The sequence below is a fragment of the uncultured Anaerococcus sp. genome (assembly GCF_937934665.1).
Taxonomy (GTDB): domain Bacteria; phylum Bacillota; class Clostridia; order Tissierellales; family Peptoniphilaceae; genus Anaerococcus.
Window position 1 is genome coordinate 34,175 of sequence record NZ_CALGYW010000005.1, and the last position, 16,411, is coordinate 50,585.

Annotated in this window: 12 protein-coding genes, 1 tRNA gene and 1 other annotated feature; of the genes, 8 read left to right on the forward strand and 5 right to left on the reverse strand. The window is 35.4% G+C overall.

The genetic code is table 11. From position 1 onward, the window contains the following. From Q0410_RS00255 to Q0410_RS00265, 3 genes are all read left to right on the forward strand, one after another. Window positions 1–981, forward strand: coding sequence for an ATP-binding protein (locus Q0410_RS00255; RefSeq protein ID WP_299031449.1), 981 nt, complete (start codon window positions 1–3; stop codon window positions 979–981). Beyond that, window positions 968–1,639: an NAD(P)H-hydrate epimerase gene (locus tag Q0410_RS00260; RefSeq protein ID WP_299031451.1), complete on the forward strand. Its 672-nt coding sequence runs from the start codon at window positions 968–970 to the stop codon at window positions 1,637–1,639. Before Q0410_RS00255 ends, Q0410_RS00260 begins: the two co-directional genes overlap by 14 nt. Before the next feature lie 395 nt (window positions 1,640–2,034). Then, window positions 2,035–2,110: transfer RNA gene (locus Q0410_RS00265), tRNA-Val, on the forward strand. 102 nt (window positions 2,111–2,212) lie between these two features. Here Q0410_RS00265 and Q0410_RS00270 read toward each other — a convergent pair. Continuing rightward, a complete protein-coding gene (locus Q0410_RS00270; protein WP_299031454.1) occupies window positions 2,213–4,096 on the reverse strand; it encodes an acyltransferase family protein in 1,884 nt (627 codons plus the stop codon). 342 nt (window positions 4,097–4,438) lie between these two features. Here Q0410_RS00270 and serS point away from each other — a divergent pair, with 342 nt between their 5' ends. Then, window positions 4,439–5,728 (forward strand): serine--tRNA ligase, encoded by a 1,290-nt coding sequence (gene serS, locus Q0410_RS00275; RefSeq protein ID WP_299031458.1) that lies wholly within the window; start codon window positions 4,439–4,441, stop codon window positions 5,726–5,728. A 71-nt stretch (window positions 5,729–5,799) separates the two neighbouring features. Here the strand turns inward: serS and Q0410_RS00280 are convergent, their stop codons facing one another. The 4 genes from Q0410_RS00280 to Q0410_RS00295 all read right to left on the reverse strand — a co-directional run bounded on the left by Q0410_RS00280 (window position 5,800) and on the right by Q0410_RS00295 (window position 10,790). Then, window positions 5,800–6,954 carry a 5-methyltetrahydropteroyltriglutamate--homocysteine methyltransferase gene (locus Q0410_RS00280; RefSeq protein ID WP_299031461.1) on the reverse strand — a complete coding sequence of 385 codons (1,155 nt, stop codon included), beginning with the start codon at window positions 6,952–6,954 and terminating at the stop codon, window positions 5,800–5,802. Between the two features lie 98 nt (window positions 6,955–7,052). Then, window positions 7,053–7,287: a binding site (T-box leader), on the reverse strand. 102 nt (window positions 7,288–7,389) lie between these two features. Beyond that, window positions 7,390–7,923 (reverse strand): 5-formyltetrahydrofolate cyclo-ligase, encoded by a 534-nt coding sequence (locus Q0410_RS00285; RefSeq protein WP_299031466.1) that lies wholly within the window; start codon window positions 7,921–7,923, stop codon window positions 7,390–7,392. Further along, window positions 7,913–8,890 carry a YihY/virulence factor BrkB family protein gene (locus tag Q0410_RS00290; RefSeq protein WP_299031469.1) on the reverse strand — a complete coding sequence of 326 codons (978 nt, stop codon included), beginning with the start codon at window positions 8,888–8,890 and terminating at the stop codon, window positions 7,913–7,915. The genes Q0410_RS00285 and Q0410_RS00290 overlap by 11 nt, the downstream gene beginning before the upstream one ends. Further along, window positions 8,871–10,790, reverse strand: coding sequence for a S9 family peptidase (locus tag Q0410_RS00295; protein ID WP_299031471.1), 1,920 nt, complete (start codon window positions 10,788–10,790; stop codon window positions 8,871–8,873). Before Q0410_RS00295 ends, Q0410_RS00290 begins: the two co-directional genes overlap by 20 nt. Window positions 10,791–10,978: 188 nt before the next feature. Between Q0410_RS00295 and raiA the strand changes: the two genes are divergently transcribed. The 4 genes from raiA to Q0410_RS00315 all read left to right on the forward strand — a co-directional run. Further along, window positions 10,979–11,518 (forward strand): ribosome hibernation-promoting factor, HPF/YfiA family, encoded by a 540-nt coding sequence (gene raiA, locus Q0410_RS00300; RefSeq protein ID WP_299031474.1) that lies wholly within the window; start codon window positions 10,979–10,981, stop codon window positions 11,516–11,518. Between the two features lie 148 nt (window positions 11,519–11,666). Then, window positions 11,667–13,196: a YifB family Mg chelatase-like AAA ATPase gene (locus Q0410_RS00305; protein WP_299031477.1), complete on the forward strand. Its 1,530-nt coding sequence runs from the start codon at window positions 11,667–11,669 to the stop codon at window positions 13,194–13,196. Further along, window positions 13,196–14,371, forward strand: a complete 1,176-nt coding sequence (locus Q0410_RS00310) for a GspE/PulE family protein (RefSeq protein WP_299031480.1) — start codon at window positions 13,196–13,198, stop codon at window positions 14,369–14,371. The genes Q0410_RS00305 and Q0410_RS00310 overlap by 1 nt, the downstream gene beginning before the upstream one ends. Before the next feature lie 26 nt (window positions 14,372–14,397). Next, the coding region (locus Q0410_RS00315; protein WP_299031483.1) for a class I SAM-dependent DNA methyltransferase at window positions 14,398–16,411 on the forward strand (2,014 nt) is incomplete at its 3' end.

The following is a 16,411-nucleotide window of genomic DNA, read 5'->3' on the forward strand; positions in this document are numbered from 1 at the left end:
ATGAAAGCTAATGAAAAAGCATCTCTTATCCTGGCAGAAAGACGTAGAGAAAATAAGGTCTTACAAGAAAAGCGAATAGAAGAAGTTTATAAAAAAATCCCGCAAGTAAAGGCGATTGACGCTCTTATAAAGGAAACTGGATTTAAAAGCCTTAAGCTAGCAAGCCAAGGCCTAGACACAAGGGCTGCTGAAGATAAGATAGAGACTTTAAAGCGTGAAAAAAACAAACTTCTTATAGCAAATGGTTATAAAACTGACTATATGGATTTAAAATATCACCACGAAGCCTGCAAGGATACAGGTTTTATTGGTACCAAGCCTTGTTCCTGTAGAAAAAACCTAATCATAGAAGATAATTACGAAAAGTCTGGCCTAAGAGCAGCCATAAATAGAGAAAACTTTTCAACTTTTGACTTATCCTTATTTTCTAAAAATTCCTACATGGGCATAACCATAAGTCCCTACGAAAATATGGTAAATATAGTAAGGGATATAAAAAAATATATAAATAATTTTGATAGAGAGAGCGGTAATATCTACATTCAGGGAGAAGTCGGTAGGGGAAAAACCTTCCTTATAAATGCTATAGCCAAGGAACTTTTGGATAGAAATTATTCAGTAGTTTATATGACCTCAACCAAGTTATTTAAGTTTTTAAATGATTACCACTGGGCCTTTGAAGATAGGAGAGAAAATCTCGAAAGTCAATATGAGATAATTTTTGATTGTGATCTCTTAATAATAGATGACTTGGGAGCAGAAACCCATAGGTCAACAGACCAATCAAACCTCTTTGATGTGGTAAATGAGAGGATGAATAAGGGCCTACCTATTATTTTATCATCAAACCTAAATGAAGACATGATAAGTGAAATTTATGGACCTAGGGTATTTTCTAGGATTTTGGGTAATAATTCAAAGACCTACGAAATATTTGGGGAAGATTTAAGATTAAAGGGGACAGATTATGATTTTAGTTGATAGAAACCAAATGCAAGCCATAGATAGGTACTCAATTGAAACTCTTAAAATACCTAGCCTTTGCCTGGTAGAAAGGGCAAGTCTGGCTGTGCTTAAACATATTAATCTAAATAAGTTTGGCTACTTTGCAGTAGTAGTAGGAGTAGGAAATAACGGGGCAGACGGACTAGCCCTTGCCCGTAACCTCCTTGCAAAATATAAGGACGTAGAAATTTATATAGTTGGTGATATAAATAAGGCAAGCGAAGATTTTAAGACAAACCTAGAGTCTTGCGAGATGCTTTGTGAAGAAATATACTTTGTAGAAAGTATAGAAGATTTAGAAAATATGGAAAAAAGACTTGCCAATGTAAACTTAATTATAGATGCAATCTTTGGCACTGGCTTAAATAGACCAGTAAGTGGTATCTTTGCTACAGTTATTTCTATCCTAAATAATGTTATGAAATATAAAATTTCTATAGATATACCATCAGGTCTTGATGCCACAACAGGAAGAGAATTAGGAGAGGTGGTAGACGCTGAACTAATAGTTACCATGCAATTAATGAAGACAGGGATTTATGAAAGAGAAGCCTACAAGAGAAAATGCGTGGTAGAGGATATAGGTATACCTCAAAAAGCCATAGACTCTGTTTTGTATGGGTTAGTTGATTAGGAAATATTTTTTTATCTTTCTTGCAATCGTTTGCTGTGATAATATGGTAAAAGAAGGTTTTATTGATCTACACTTGACCCCAAAATCTAAAATGCGGATGGAGGGGTTTTGTATGTCAAATACAGAGGAAAATATTATGAAATAAATAGCAGGCTTCCTAAGGTATTTATTAAGAAATGTTAGATTCTAAATTATTTAGACTCCATATTATATTAATTATAATAAGCTTTCTTGAGGGTTTAAGGCTTTGCTTGAAGTGAGATAATCCTAGTTTTATAACTTTCATACTACTATATCCTCTAAATGAAAGATACTTATACAAAAACTTACCTTCCATACTTATTTTCCTTCTATTTGACAGCAACAGACTTTCTTGATATGATAAGATAGACTTAGGGGAGTTAGCTCAGCTGGAAGAGCGCCACGTTGACATCGTGGAGGTCGCTGGTTCAAGCCCAGTACTTCCCACCATCTTGCAGGATCTTTCCTGCTTTTTTTGTCTAAAATTACAAAAAATCCCCGGGTCTTTCAAAAAAAACAACTTTCAAAACCCGGGGATTTTTATATTTTAATTTAATCACTAACCTTATTTACATTTAAGATTTTTCTTATAACAAGTTTTGCGTAGGCTTCACTTCCTTCTACGTTTGGATGGGTCCTGTCCACTGCTAAAAGTTCTGGCCTATCTTTTACATAAGTTCTCCAATTTATAAGGTGGGCTTTAGGATTGTTATCTACAAAGGCCTTCATATCACTATTAACCTTGTCCATATAGGATTGGAGGTGGGAGGTATTTACAAAATAGACTTCCCTACCATCAGCTAGGTCCATGATAGCCTGCATGTTGTTGTGGTTGGCTGATCCATTTGACCCAAGAGAGACTAGGATGATATCGCCAAGCCCTACGTTATTTTTAATATTTCCAAGGACAGCTGGTCCATCTACCATATCCCTACCAACTTTTCCATCAAGGTATAGGTTTGGTATGTAGGCTCTTAGGTATTTATCAATATTTATAAGGACTGAATCGCCTACTGCAGTTATATGAATATCTTTTATATAGTTTAGTTCATTTTCTGTAAAATCAAAATTGTCGTAGGCTTTTTCCTTGAAATCTTTCTTAGATTTTTCCAAATCTTTTTTGCTTTCATCTTCCTTTTTTGCTTGACTTGGAAGTTTTTCTACTTCCTTATCTTTTTTGGCTTTTTCTTCTTGATTTTTTTTCTGTATTGATTCGTTATTTTTCTTTATTTCTTCTTCACTTTGCTCAAATCTTGCTTTAAGCTCTGCCATTTCCTTCTCTTTTTGATTGCCGATTACAAGGGATAGGGCATTTAAGCTAAATAGTCCGACAAGTGGAATTATTACAAAGTATTTATTTAACTTTTTTCTATCAAAGATGAGGTGGCAAATTTCTCCTAAAAATATTAACCAAGCAAATTGTAGACTATAGTATAAAATTTTATTTTCCAGGAGGTTTATTAGGAAATAGGAGAAAAATACTTGGATTATATATTGGAGTATATATAGGTAAAAACTTCTCCTTCCTAGGTATTCTAGGATGCCTCCTAAAATAGTATTAGAAAATGCTGCTCCATATTCTAGCTCATACTTATAAAGGACGCTTACTATAAGGGCAAAGCTTATTGTATAGACAAGGAAAAATGACCTATAAATCCAATGTTTTTCACCATTTATAAAAAATATTGGTACAAATAAGACAAGAGCTAAAATCCCTATTGATATCCTTAAATTTTTCTGGTTTATTTCAAGCCTATCCTTATATTTTGTGTAAAGGAGGTAGAAGGCCATACCTAGGAAAAGCGCATAAATTCTGGTATCTGTTCCGTAGTAAATCCTTATAATTGGACTCTTATTTACGGCAAGGTATAGAGAAATACCGAAACTTATAAGACTTAGAATAATAAGACTCCATATCTTAAGTGATATTGATTTAATCTTTCTTCCCATATATTTTACTAGGTAAAATATACCTACAAATTGAAGGTATAGGGCTATGTACCAGAGGTGGACAAAAAGGTTAAAATTGCCATTCCTATCAAAATAAGAGGCTCCTTTTATAATCTGCCTGATATTTTCAAAAGCAAAGATTATAGCAAGACTAGATCTAGCGGAGTCATCAAAAATTTCCCTTGCAAAAATAAGGGCAAAAATTAGGCTTACAAAGGCTATAAATATAATAGGAGGTAGGATCTTTTTTATTTTTTTTATAAGGTTTATTAGTATGCCTTTAAAAGTTAGGTCTTTATTAAAGTTTGATCTTTCCATTAAGAATCCAGACATAACTAAAAAGCCAATTACAGCCAAAAAACCACCAGGTATGGCGTAGCCAAAAAGGTGGTAGGCTGATACAGCTAAGAGGCAAAGGCCCCTTAGGATATTTAAATATCTAAAATTAATTTTTCTTCTTCTTTTTCTTCTAACATTCTTTTCCATAACAAATCCATTATACTCCTATCATGCTGATATAAAATTATTTTATCCTAAGATTATGGCTAAAAAATGTTTACAAGATTAAATCTATCTAAAGAAATTTGCATTTTTTTTCGAAATGATGTATATTAGAACTAATAAAATATTGCGTTGATAAGAAGTAGTAACTGTCTAAGACATTTAGAGAGGGAATGGTTGGTGAAAATTCCTTGGCTGAACCAGTGAATCCGTCTTTGAGCAAATAAGAAATTAAGGCAAGCCTTGCTTGCGTAATTTGGGTGGCACCACGAGACCTTCGTCCCAATTTGGGCGGAGTTTTTTTATGCATATTTTTAAGGAGAGAACATGATTGATATTAAATTATTAAGAGAAAATCCAGATTTTGTAAAAGAAAATATTAAGAAGAAATACCAAGATGAAAAACTAGTTCTTGTAGATGAAGTTTTAGAACTAGATGAGAAATTGCGTCAATATAAGACTGAGGGTGATAGACTTAGAAGTGAGAGAAATAAAACTTCTAAGGAAATAGGCATGCTTTTTGGCCAAGGCAAGAAAGATGAAGCAGAAGCAGCCAAGGCTCACGTAGTAGAGATAAATGATGAGCTTGTTCACATAGAAGAAGAAACAGCCAGACTTAATGAAGAAGTTAAAGAAAGAATGCAAGTCATTCCTCAAATAATTGATGAAACAGTTCCACTTGGAAAAGACGATACAGAAAACGTAGAAATAGAAAGATATGGAGAACCAGTAGTACCTGAATACGAAGTACCTTACCACATAGATATAATGGAAACCTTTGACGGTATTGATCTTGATTCTTCAAGAAATACCTCAGGAGCAGGCTTCTATTACCTAAGAGGTGATATAGCAAGACTGCACTCTGCTATCCTATCTTATGCTAGAGACTTTATGATAGATAGAGGCTATACCTACTATATCCCACCATACATGATTAGATCTGAAGTAGTAACAGGTGTAATGAGTTTTGCTGAGATGCAAGATATGATGTATAAAATCGAGGGCGAAGATCTTTACCTAATTGGTACTTCTGAGCACTCAATGATAGGTAAATTTATTAACACTATTAATGAAGAAGAAAAGATGCCTTTAAAGATGACCTCTTATTCACCATGCTTTAGAAAAGAAGTAGGAGCTCACGGTATAGAAGAACGTGGAGTTTACCGTATCCACCAATTTGAAAAACAAGAAATGGTAATAATCTGTAAACCAGAAGATTCTAAAAAATTTTATGATGAGTTATGGCAAAATACAGTAGACTTCTTTAGAAGCCTAGAAATCCCAGTAAGAACCCTAGAATGCTGCTCAGGGGACCTAGCAGACCTTAAAGTAAAATCTTGCGACGTGGAGGCTTGGAGTCCACGCCAAGAAAAATACTTTGAAGTAGGATCATGTTCAAACCTAGGCGATGCCCAAGCAAGAAGACTTGGCATAAGACTAAGGGGCAAAGACGGCAACTACTTCGCTCACACCCTAAATAATACAGTAGTAGCACCACCAAGAATGCTAATAGCCTTCCTTGAAAATCTACTTCAAGAAGACGGCAGCGTAAAAATTCCTGAACCATTACAAATGTATATGGGTGGAAAAGATAAAATCGTACCAACAGTTAAATAAACTTTTGCAATATAAAAGCACCCCAGCCAGGGTGCTTTTAAAATTATAATAATAAGGAGAGATTCTTTATTCTAGTCTTCCCAGAATTTGGCTGCGATTTTTTGGCCTTGAGAGATTTTGGCCCATTCTTGTTCCTCTGTAAGTTCATTGCCGTTATCACATGAGGCAAAACCGCATTGGTGGGAGAGGTAGAGTCTGTCTTTGTCAATTATTTTACTTGCTTCTTTTAATAATTTTAGAGCTCTTTCTTCGTCATCAAGGTCTGATGTTTTTGATGATAAAAATCCTAGGACAACTTCTGCATCCTTATTTTTCTCAAAGGCCTTTAGGGAATTTAGAGATCCTGCTCTTTCGTCATCCCATTCTAGGTAGAACCTATCGTAGTGTTGTTTTTCGAGGAAGAGATCTGCTATTGAGTCATAGGTGCCTGCACCAAAGTGGCGGGAAGCGTAGTTACCCCTGCAGTTGTGAGTGTATACTTTAAGTCCTAGGTCATGACCGTAGTCGATGACTTCGTTGTTGATGGCTATATATTTTTCAGCGAGTTCTATATTTTTATCGTGCCTTGCCTCGCCATCAAATTGTGTATTTTCAGATTCGTCTGCAAATTGTTCCCATAGGCAATCATCAAATTGGATAATTTGGCCGCCTGCTTTTCTAAAGTCGTCTAAAAATTCCTTGTAGGATTGGATTAGGTCTTTTTCAAAATCATCTTCTGACTTGTAATAAGAATCCTCTAGAAAACCAAAGCTTATGATTTCACCAAAAATATGGGATGGGGAAGGGATGCATTGTTTGACGGCGGCCCTTCCATTTACAAGTTTTTTGAGTCTCTTGAAATGGTCTATGAATGGGTGATTCTTGCCTGAAAGCCTGTCTACAAGCCTTAGTCCTATATCACGTCTGGTCTCAAATTTAGAATGGCAATCTTTATCTTCAAAAAAGTATCCACTATCTCTGATATATCTTTCTACACCGTGAAGACCCCAAACAAAGTCTAAGTGCCAAAGTGACTTAGAATATTCACCATCTGTCACTTCTGGAAGGCCTGCTTCTATTTGCTTTTCTACTACTTCTGCTACAGCTTCATCTTCACATTCTTTGTAACCGTCAAAGTCATCGTAGAAAGGATATTTTATATCGTCTCTTTTTTCTATTTCTCTTTTGTATTTAAGTAAATCTTCATTTCTAAGTAGTGAGCCAACTGTTAAAAATCTTTTTGTCATTTTATACCTCTTTTAATTTATTATTTTCCAACATTCGAACATAGGCGCCTTAGAAAATATTACTATGTAGGTAATTGTATAAAAAAAAGCCCCGTCCCATAAAGGACGAGGCTTTGCCACGTGTTACCACCTTAATTTTAAATTAATTTCACAATTAATAACTCATCGGGTACCAACATACCCTATCGCTATAACGGGCGAATCCGTCTTATCTTAAATATCGGATAAGAAACTCAAAGGCCATTTTCAATCTAATTTCGCTAAGCTATTTTCACCATCCATAGCCTCTCTGGGTAGGTCCATTAAATCTACTTTTCTTCTCATAGTTTATTTTCTATACCTCGATTATACGCAGGAAAAATTTTTTTGTCAAATAATATTTTTATAACTATTCAAATCTTTGAGTAAAAACGCTTAAATTAGAGGATTAGGAGTCTAATAAATTTCATCTTCAGTTATAACGTAATCCATTTTTATATCCCAATCATCATTTTCAATTTTTATGGATTTAAAGTCAGAAATTATTAGGCCAACTTTTGTAGTTTTATTTTCGGCTAAAAACCTATCGTAAAAACCTCCTCCATAGCCTAACCTATTCTTATCATTATCAAAAGAGAGACCAGGACAGACGGTAAGGTCTGGATTACTTATATAATCTGCCTTCTTACTTGTTGGTATTCCGTAAGTTCCGTCTTCAAGTTCTGCCATATCGTTTAACCTTGTAGCATACATTTTTTTATCTATTATTTTTGGCACATAGACTTTTTTGCCACAAGCTATAGATTTTTCTATAAAATCTCTAGTAGCTACTTCCTTATCTTTTGATACATAGACAAAAATACTTTTTGCATCCTTATAAAGATCACTTGTCACTAAGTTTGAAATTATTTTTTCTGAATTTTCTTTTATATAAGATACTTCCATCTCTCGTCTGAGATTTAGGAAAAACCTTCTAAATTCACTTTTCATTTATTTTTCCTTTTATTTTAGAAACTAACTTATCAACTGGACTATCTTCTTGCTTTTTAGTTTTAAGATCGGTATCAAAATACTCATCCCTGTATCCTTCCCTAAATGATGCTATAACTTCAGCTCCTATGATCAATAGAGATGAAACAATTAAAAGCCAGATAAATAAGGCAAGGATACCAGCAAGGGCACCGTAAATTAGCGATTTATTTGAGAAATTGTTTATAAAATAAGAATAAACAAAACTTGCCACATAAATGGTAAGGGTTGTAAAAATCCCGCCAGTAAGGGCTTGTTTAAATGGAATCCTATTTTCAGAATTACCTGGTGCATACTTATAAAATATCCCCAAAACTGCTGCCATTATCAAAAGAGGAATGGCTGTTGTAAGGATGGTAAAGATAGGCGATGATAGGAAGTCGACTAGGTATTCTAAGTTTTTTCCTAAAAATTTACCAGTTATATCAAGGATTTTGCTATCTAGGACATTTAAGATAGTCGGTCCATAAATTTGAAAGATTAGCAAAAACATGATAAAAACTATAAAAATTATGGTATAGACTACGCTCATTAGCCTTTGTTTAATGGCCTTGGATTGTTGACCTAGGCCGTAGGCGTGGTTTATAGCCATTATTAGCTTATTTACTCCACTGGTAGCTGACCAGAGAGCAAAGAGAATGGTAACAGTAGTTACAGCTGCAGATTGGCTTGAGGCAAACATTATGTCTAGGGCCTTCATTATAAGATCTGCAGTTGTTTCTGGTACCAGGTTTAAAAACTCATAGATAATGCTCTCATTTCCCTTAAGAAAGGTTGACACTACAGACACAAGCACCATCATTAAGGGAATAGATGCTTGGAGAAAGTAGAAGGACAGGGCAGATGAGTAGGTCATTATATCCTGAGTTTTTAACCTATTTAGTAAATTTGTTAAAAAATCCTTAAATTTATGCTTTTGTATCTTCATTTTTTAGATATTTATCAAACCACATTTTGATCTCTGTTAGCCTTTTTATCCTAGCTTTTGGCTTGCCCGATCTAGATAATTCGTGGTTTTCTCCGTGGAATACTACCATTTTTGTATCTGTACCATTTAGTTTTAGTTTGTTAAACATCTGTAGACCCTGCTCTAGTGGACAACGGTAGTCGCAGTCTGCATGGATAAAGAGGGTAGGGGTTTTGGCCCTAGCTGCATACTTGATAGGGGACTCATCCCACATCTTATCCATATTATTCCATGGGTCAGCCGCAGTTTGGTCAGGTCCAAAGTAATATCCTATGTCACTTACTCCATAAAAACTTGTCCAATTAGATATAGATCTCTGGCTTACTGCAGCCTTAAACCTATCAGTGTGGCCAATTGTCCAATTTGTCATAAAACCACCATAAGAACCACCATAGATAGCCATATTATTGGCATCTATCTGTGGGTATCTTTCTATGGCAATATCTACAAAGGTCATTAAATCTTCATAGTCAATCTCACCATAGCGACCTCTAATGTCAGAATATTTCACCCCCCTACCACTTGAGCCGTGTGGATTGGTATAGATAACTATATAGCCATCTGAAGCTAACATTTGGTGTTCATGGTGGAAGATATCAGAAAATTCTGTTTTTGGACCACCGTGAACAGACAGGATGGTTGGATATTTTTTATTGTCATCAAAGTTTTTTGGGAAAAGGACATAGCCTCTTAGCTCGTCCCCATTTGAATCAAAATTAAATTCTTCTATAGGGTGGACTCCCTTAATTTTATTTTCTATTAGACTTTCATCCTTTGATTTTGCTTTAAGTTCAGCAAGGTGGCCTCTTCCCATTTCTAGGTAATAGATATCCTTATCTGTTACAAAGAAATCTTCTACACAGCCATCTAGTTCTAACCTTAAATCACCATTTAGCTTTATAGAATAAAGCTTAGACTCTTCAAATTCTGTAACAACAAAGTAGAACCTATCGTCATGAACTTGGAAGGTCCTATTTCCTTCCCACCTTGCATCTGTACCGATAGAGTTTCCAAAGGATTTATCAAAAGAAGAATCATTTACCATCTTGATATTGCCATCAAAGTCAACTTGATAGATAAAGGCGTCCTCATTTATGCCGCCCTTTTTCATATCGGTTCCAACAAAGATTAGCCTATCTTCTATAAAAGATAGGGTATAGGTTGAATAGCCTTTTTCGACTAGGACTTTTTCCTTGCCTGTCACAAGGTCCTTTAGGATGATTGATTCTAGAAATTCCATAACTCCGTTAGAGTCAGTATGGCCTTTGATATAGGCGATTTTATCCATTGTTTTGTTTATGTCTAGACCATAGACTTCGTTATCCTTATCGGATTTTAGGATTTCTGTGAGCTTATTATCTTTAAGGTCGTAAAGATAATAATAGGAAGTCTCCTCTTTGATGTAGCCTGCACCATTTGACCAAAAAGGTAGAGATGTAAGCTCTTTGTAGAAGGATTCTTCTTTTTCATTTCTTTTTTCTTCCTCAGTTTTTTTATCACTTGCCTTTATAAGATAGGTGTCATTGCTTAGATATTTTAAAGACTTAACATCCTTATTGATTTTAAAAGCAAGTTCTCCTAGGCCGTAGCCGTCGTTTTTATAAAAATAATCATACAAATTGTCTGAGTCATACTTATAGATAAGCTTATTTTCACCATCAAAGGTAAAAAGAGAAGCATTCTTTTTATCAGTAATCCTATAAGATCTTTTTATGGTTTGATCGTAGATATATAGGTCGGTATCGTATTTATTGTCTTTTATATTTGCCTTAGTCTTCTTGTAGGCAATTTTATTTTCATCATCAGAAACTAGGATTTCTGATAGAAATTCATAGTCCATCAAGTTATTAATTTTAGTCATACATGCTCCTTATATATTTTAATATTACTATACCCTAGTTGCTGGTAGGATAAATTAATAGGTGGTTTTGAGAATAATTTTCTAAGACATTAAGAATAAATTTTATAAATATAGATTAAGGAAATCGTTTTTGGGTATATATATAATATAAAAGTTAGCAACTTGCTAGCTAAATATAGGAGGGAATTATGAAACTAAATATCAAAGCTAAAAATTTCACCTTGACAGAAGACATCAGAAACGAGTCAGAAAAGAAATTTGATAGGTTAGATAAGTATTTCCATGATGAAGAAAGTATGGATCTTAAGTTTGCCAAGGAGGGCATAGGTTTTGAGCTTGAAGCTACTATGTTTTTAGATGGTGGCACAATCTTAAGGGCAGAAGCCTATGAAGAAACTTATGAAAATGCTATTGATAGGGTTATAGATGCCCTAGTTAGACAAATCAGAAAACATAAGACAAGACTTCAAAGAGATAGGCAAACAGGTGAAAGTATCAAGTTTGAGGCTTTTGACCTAGACTATGATGAGGAAGAAAAAGAAGAAGATATCAAGATAGCTAGGGAAAAAACTATCCCAGTTAAACCAATGAGCGCAGAAGAAGCTATCCTCCAAATGGAATTGTTAAACCATAACTTCTTTGTTTTCCAAGATGCAGAAGACATGGAAGTAAGGGTTGTATATAAAAGGAAAAAAGGAGACTACGGTCTAATTGTTCCAACCAGATAAAATTTAATAATCACTACCGAAATTGTTTTATTCGGTGTTTTCTCTTTTCTCCCACCTTGTGTGGGAGTTTTGTTGTTTATGGATTTTTATCTATAGGTCCAGTTTTTCATAAAATTATGTTATAATAATTATAAGAAATGGAGGAGATATGTATTCTAAAACTAACACCACCTCCCTAATTGGCCTTGAAGGTAAATTAGTGGAAGTTGAAAGCGATATAACTTCAGGTATGCCTGCCTTTAACATAGTAGGCCTACCTGATTCATCCATAAAAGAATCCAAGGATAGGGTAAGGGTTGCTCTTGTCAATTCATCCTATAAATTTCCAGCAGGTAGGATTACTATAAATTTATCACCAGCAGACCTAAAAAAAGAAGGAACCCAACTAGACTTGCCCATAGCTATTTCCCTGTTAAGCTCTATGGGAGTTATAGATAGGGCCTACGATGACTACATATTTTTAGGAGAATTATCCCTAGATGGGAGGATTTTGCCAATAAGGGGTGCCCTTGCTATGATTATTTCCATGAGAGAGCGAGGCTTTAAGAAATTTATAATCTCAGAAGAAAATAAGGACGAGTGTGCCATAATTTCTGATATAGAAGTCTATCCCTTCAACAAATTAAATGACGTGGTAGCTTTTTTAAATGGAGATTTAAAAAGAGATTACTATAAGGTAAATCCTGCCTTGATGAAAAATGAAATAAGCTATGATTTAGATTTTAAAGATCTAAAGGGTCAAGAAAACTTAAAACGTGCCCTCCAAATAGCAGCGGCAGGCAGTCACAATCTCTTAATGGTAGGCCCTCCAGGATCAGGAAAGACTTTTTCAGCCAAACACCTGCCAACCATCCTTCCTGACATGAGTTTTGAAGAAAGAGTCGAAGTTACCAAGATTTACTCCATTATGGGGCTTTTAGATAGCGGCCACCTTGTTAGTGAAAGACCCTTTAGGGCTCCCCACCACTCATCAAGTCAAGTTGCCCTAATAGGAGGAGGCCACTCTGTGCCAAAGCCAGGAGAAATTACCCTTGCCCACAGGGGAGTTTTGTTTTTGGATGAATTTCCAGAATATCAAAAAAATGTCATAGAAGCCCTAAGAGAACCTCTAGAAAATAAAGAAATAAACGTAGCTCGTGCCCAAGCTAGTGTAAGATATCCATCTGATTTTATCCTAATAGCTGCTATGAACCCTTGTCCATGCGGCAATTATGGCAATCCTCTAAAAGAATGTACTTGTTCTATCAATGAAATAAGAAGGTATCTAAATAAGATTTCTTCGCCAATCCTAGATAGGATTGATATCCACATAGAGATAAAACCCGTAAGGTATGATGACTTAAATGACGATAGTAAGTCGAAGTCATCAGCTGAGCTAAAAGAAGAAGTAGTAAGGGCAAGGAAGATTCAAGCCGAGAGATATAAAGATGAGAAAATAAAAACTAATGCCCTACTTTCAACAAGGCAGATGAAAAAATACATAAACTTAAGTCCAGAGGTAGAAAAAATCGGTCAAATGGCCTTTAATAAATATAATTTTTCTGTAAGAAGTTATAACAAAATTTTAAAAATGGCAAGAACCATAGCAGATCTTGAAGCAAGTCCTGAGATAACAAGTAAACACCTCCTTGAGGCTGTGAGGTATAGGGCCCTTGATGATAAGTATCGGAGCGTATAATGCTAGACCAAAGACAAATAAAAACAGATATAGAAGGATTTATAAAAAATCTAATATCCTATGCTGTAAAAAGATCTGCCTCAGATATCCACATCCAACCAGAGGAATTTACTGGCAAAATCAGACTAAGGATAGACGGGTCCCTAGTTGATATTATGCAAATTCACAGGGAAAATTTTGACATGCTAGCTTCTAAGATAAAACTATCCTCAGGCATGGATATATCCCAAAAAAGAATGCCCCAGGATAGGTCTATGGTCCATGAGAAATTTCCAGGCATAGACTTTAGGGTATCGTCAGTTCCTACTATACTTGGAGAAAAAATTGTAGTTAGGATCTTATCAGTAGATATTTTTATGAAAAACACAAGACTTTTGGGTTTTTCAGATGATAGCAAGGAAAAGCTTGAAAAAGCTATTAGAAAAAAATCAGGCATAATCCTAATGACAGGACCAACAGGATCGGGAAAAACTACTTCCCTTTATGCCCTACTAGAAAAACTAAATAGGGAAGAAGTAAATATAATCACTATCGAAGATCCAGTAGAATACAAGATAGAAAACATCAACCAAATATCGATAAACGAAAAAATTGGCCTAACCTATCCAGTAATCCTTAGATCAATTCTCCGTCAAGACCCAGATATAATCATGATTGGCGAAATTAGGGATAAAGAAACTGCAGAAATTGCAATAAGAGCAGCGATAACTGGCCATTTAATCTTATCAACCGCCCACACCAGAGATGCCTTCTCAGGCCTAATCAGACTAAAAGATTTAGGAGTAGACGATTATCTCATAAGGTCAGCAGTAAATCTTCTTGCAGGTCAAAGACTAGTTAGAAAACTATGTGATTGCAAAAGAGCGGATGTCATGACTGATGCAGAATATGAATTAATGTCAACTTATATAAATGTTGATAGGGAGACGATAATTTATCGCCCAGTAGGGTGTAATCATTGCAACGGAGGCTACAAGGGCCGCCAAGCAGTAGAAGAAGTAATAAGCATAGATAAGGAATTTAAGGATATTCTTAGAATTTATGGCCTAGAAGGCAAAGAAATTCAGGATAAACTAAAAAAAGATAAGTTTAGACCAATGATAACAAATGGTCTAATCCAAGTTCTAAAAGGTGAAACCTCTTTTGAAGAGATTTTGTCCGCCCTTGACCATTGAGGAAAATAAAAAAACAGGAGAAAAACATGAGTGAAAACCTATTATCAACAGCAATTTGGGAAGATATGCCGATTGATATATCAAAAGAATCTGATTTTATTTGGTCCATAGCCAACAAACTCAGGGGAGTTTATATGCCAGATAAGTATGGCGATGTCATAATCCCAATGACTATAATAAGACGATTTGAATGTGTGCTTGCAAAGACTAAAGACAAGGTAGTAGAAACATTTGAACAAAATAGGTCCTACCCGGTAAAGGCTATGTACAGGGTAGCTGGCAGACAATTTTATAATACATCCAGATACAATCTTGAAGAACTTTGCAATGACCCAGACCATCTTGCTGCAAACTTCAAATCTTATCTTGAGGGATTTTCAGCAAATGTGACAGAAATCCTTAACGAATTAGATATAGACACTCACATTGATAAGATGGATAAAGGCAACTGCCTATTTACAGTAGTTAAAGCCTTCTCTGAGCTAGACCTATCAGAAGAAAACTTTGACCCAATGAAAATGGGCTATATTTTTGAAAACCTAATCGGCAGATTTTATCAAAACGTAGATGCTGGTCAGTATTACACGGGCCGTGATATTATCAAAATGATGGTATCAGTCCTCACTGCCGAAGGATGCGATGATGTCTTTGACGATGGCAAGGTCATAACAGTCCTAGATCAAGCGGCAGGAACAGGGGGAATGCTTTCTACAGCCTACGGCCATTTGCACCACCTAAATAAAACTGCTGACATTAGGCTTTTTGGCCAAGAACTCATAGGTCAATCCTATGCAGTAGGCCTTGCTGAAATGCTTATCAAGGGCCAAGATGCGTCTAATTTTATCCACGTTGACACCTTCAAAAAAGATTGTTTCAAAGATACAAAGATGAGATTTGTCATAGAAAATCCACCTTTTGGCACTCCTTACAAGGGAGCTGATGCCAAGACTGGCCAAGAAGAAGCTGTCATGGAAGAATACGCCAAGGGCGAAAAATCTAGATGGCCTGCAGGTTTGCCTGCTGGTGGGGATTCCCAATTACTTTTTATGCAATCTGCCATAGACAAAATGGACGAGGAAGTCGGCAGGGCAGCCATAATCACAAATGGTTCGCCACTTTTTAATGGAGGTGTATCCTCTGGAGAAAGCCAGATAAGAAGGTGGTTATTAGAAAATGACTATATCGAGGCAATTATAGCCATGCCAACCGACCTCTTCTACAACACCGGCATTGCAACCTATGCTTGGATTTTATCTAAAAACAAGAGAGAAGAAAGAATAGGCAAAATTCAGCTAATAAATGCCACAGAAATCTACCACCCACTAAGAAAATCTCTGGGCAATAAGAGAAAAGAATTCACAGGTGAAGACCGCAAAAAAATCACAGAACTCTATGCAAACTTTAGAGAAAATGACCTCAGCCAAATCTATCCAAATGAGGAATTTATCTACAGAGAATACACAGTTATGGAGCCTCTCCAAAGATCTTATGCTATAAATGACGAGAGAATTGAAAATCTAGAAACTTCTCGCAAGCTTAATTCCTTCTACGACAAGGCAAAACATGAAGAAATACTAGAAAAAGAAGAAAGCGCAACAGAGCTAAACAAGACTGAGAAAAGAAATCTTAAAAAATACACAGAAAATAAAAAGCCTTACGAGGAAATTTTTAAAATCCTAAACGAAAATAAATCAGATAAAACCTATATGGATGTAGGTGAATTTGAACCAATACTAACTAATCTGTTAGGCGATTTGTCTCTAACCAAGTCTGAATTTAACAATATCTTAGACGGCCTTTCTATTATGGATAAAAGTGCTCAAATACAAAAAGATAAAAAAGGCAAAATAATCTATGACAAAGACACCAAAGATACAGAGATTGTAAATGTAAGAGAAGATATTGACGATTACATGAAAAGAGAAGTCCTCCCTCATATCCCAGATGCCAAGGCCTTCTTTGAAGAAGACTTAAGTCTCAAAAATCCAAGGATAAAAACAGGAGCAGAAATCCCATTTACTAGATATTTCTATAAATATG

Bases quoted from the DNA above. Each gene is read 5' to 3' on its own strand.
- Q0410_RS00310 (WP_299031480.1), top strand. From the start codon at position 13,196: ATGCTAGACCAAAGACAAATAAAAACAGATATAGAAGGATTTATAAAA.
- Q0410_RS00260 (WP_299031451.1), top strand. From the start codon at position 968: ATGATTTTAGTTGATAGAAACCAAATGCAAGCCATAGATAGGTACTCA.
- raiA (WP_299031474.1), top strand. From the start codon at position 10,979: ATGAAACTAAATATCAAAGCTAAAAATTTCACCTTGACAGAAGACATC.
- Q0410_RS00255 (WP_299031449.1), top strand. From the start codon at position 1: ATGAAAGCTAATGAAAAAGCATCTCTTATCCTGGCAGAAAGACGTAGA.
- Q0410_RS00305 (WP_299031477.1), top strand. From the start codon at position 11,667: ATGTATTCTAAAACTAACACCACCTCCCTAATTGGCCTTGAAGGTAAA.
- Q0410_RS00280 (WP_299031461.1), bottom strand. From the start codon at position 6,954: ATGACAAAAAGATTTTTAACAGTTGGCTCACTACTTAGAAATGAAGAT.
- Q0410_RS00270 (WP_299031454.1), bottom strand. From the start codon at position 4,096: ATGGAAAAGAATGTTAGAAGAAAAAGAAGAAGAAAAATTAATTTTAGA.
- Q0410_RS00295 (WP_299031471.1), bottom strand. From the start codon at position 10,790: ATGACTAAAATTAATAACTTGATGGACTATGAATTTCTATCAGAAATC.
- Q0410_RS00290 (WP_299031469.1), bottom strand. From the start codon at position 8,890: ATGAAGATACAAAAGCATAAATTTAAGGATTTTTTAACAAATTTACTA.
- Q0410_RS00285 (WP_299031466.1), bottom strand. From the start codon at position 7,923: ATGAAAAGTGAATTTAGAAGGTTTTTCCTAAATCTCAGACGAGAGATG.
- serS (WP_299031458.1), top strand. From the start codon at position 4,439: ATGATTGATATTAAATTATTAAGAGAAAATCCAGATTTTGTAAAAGAA.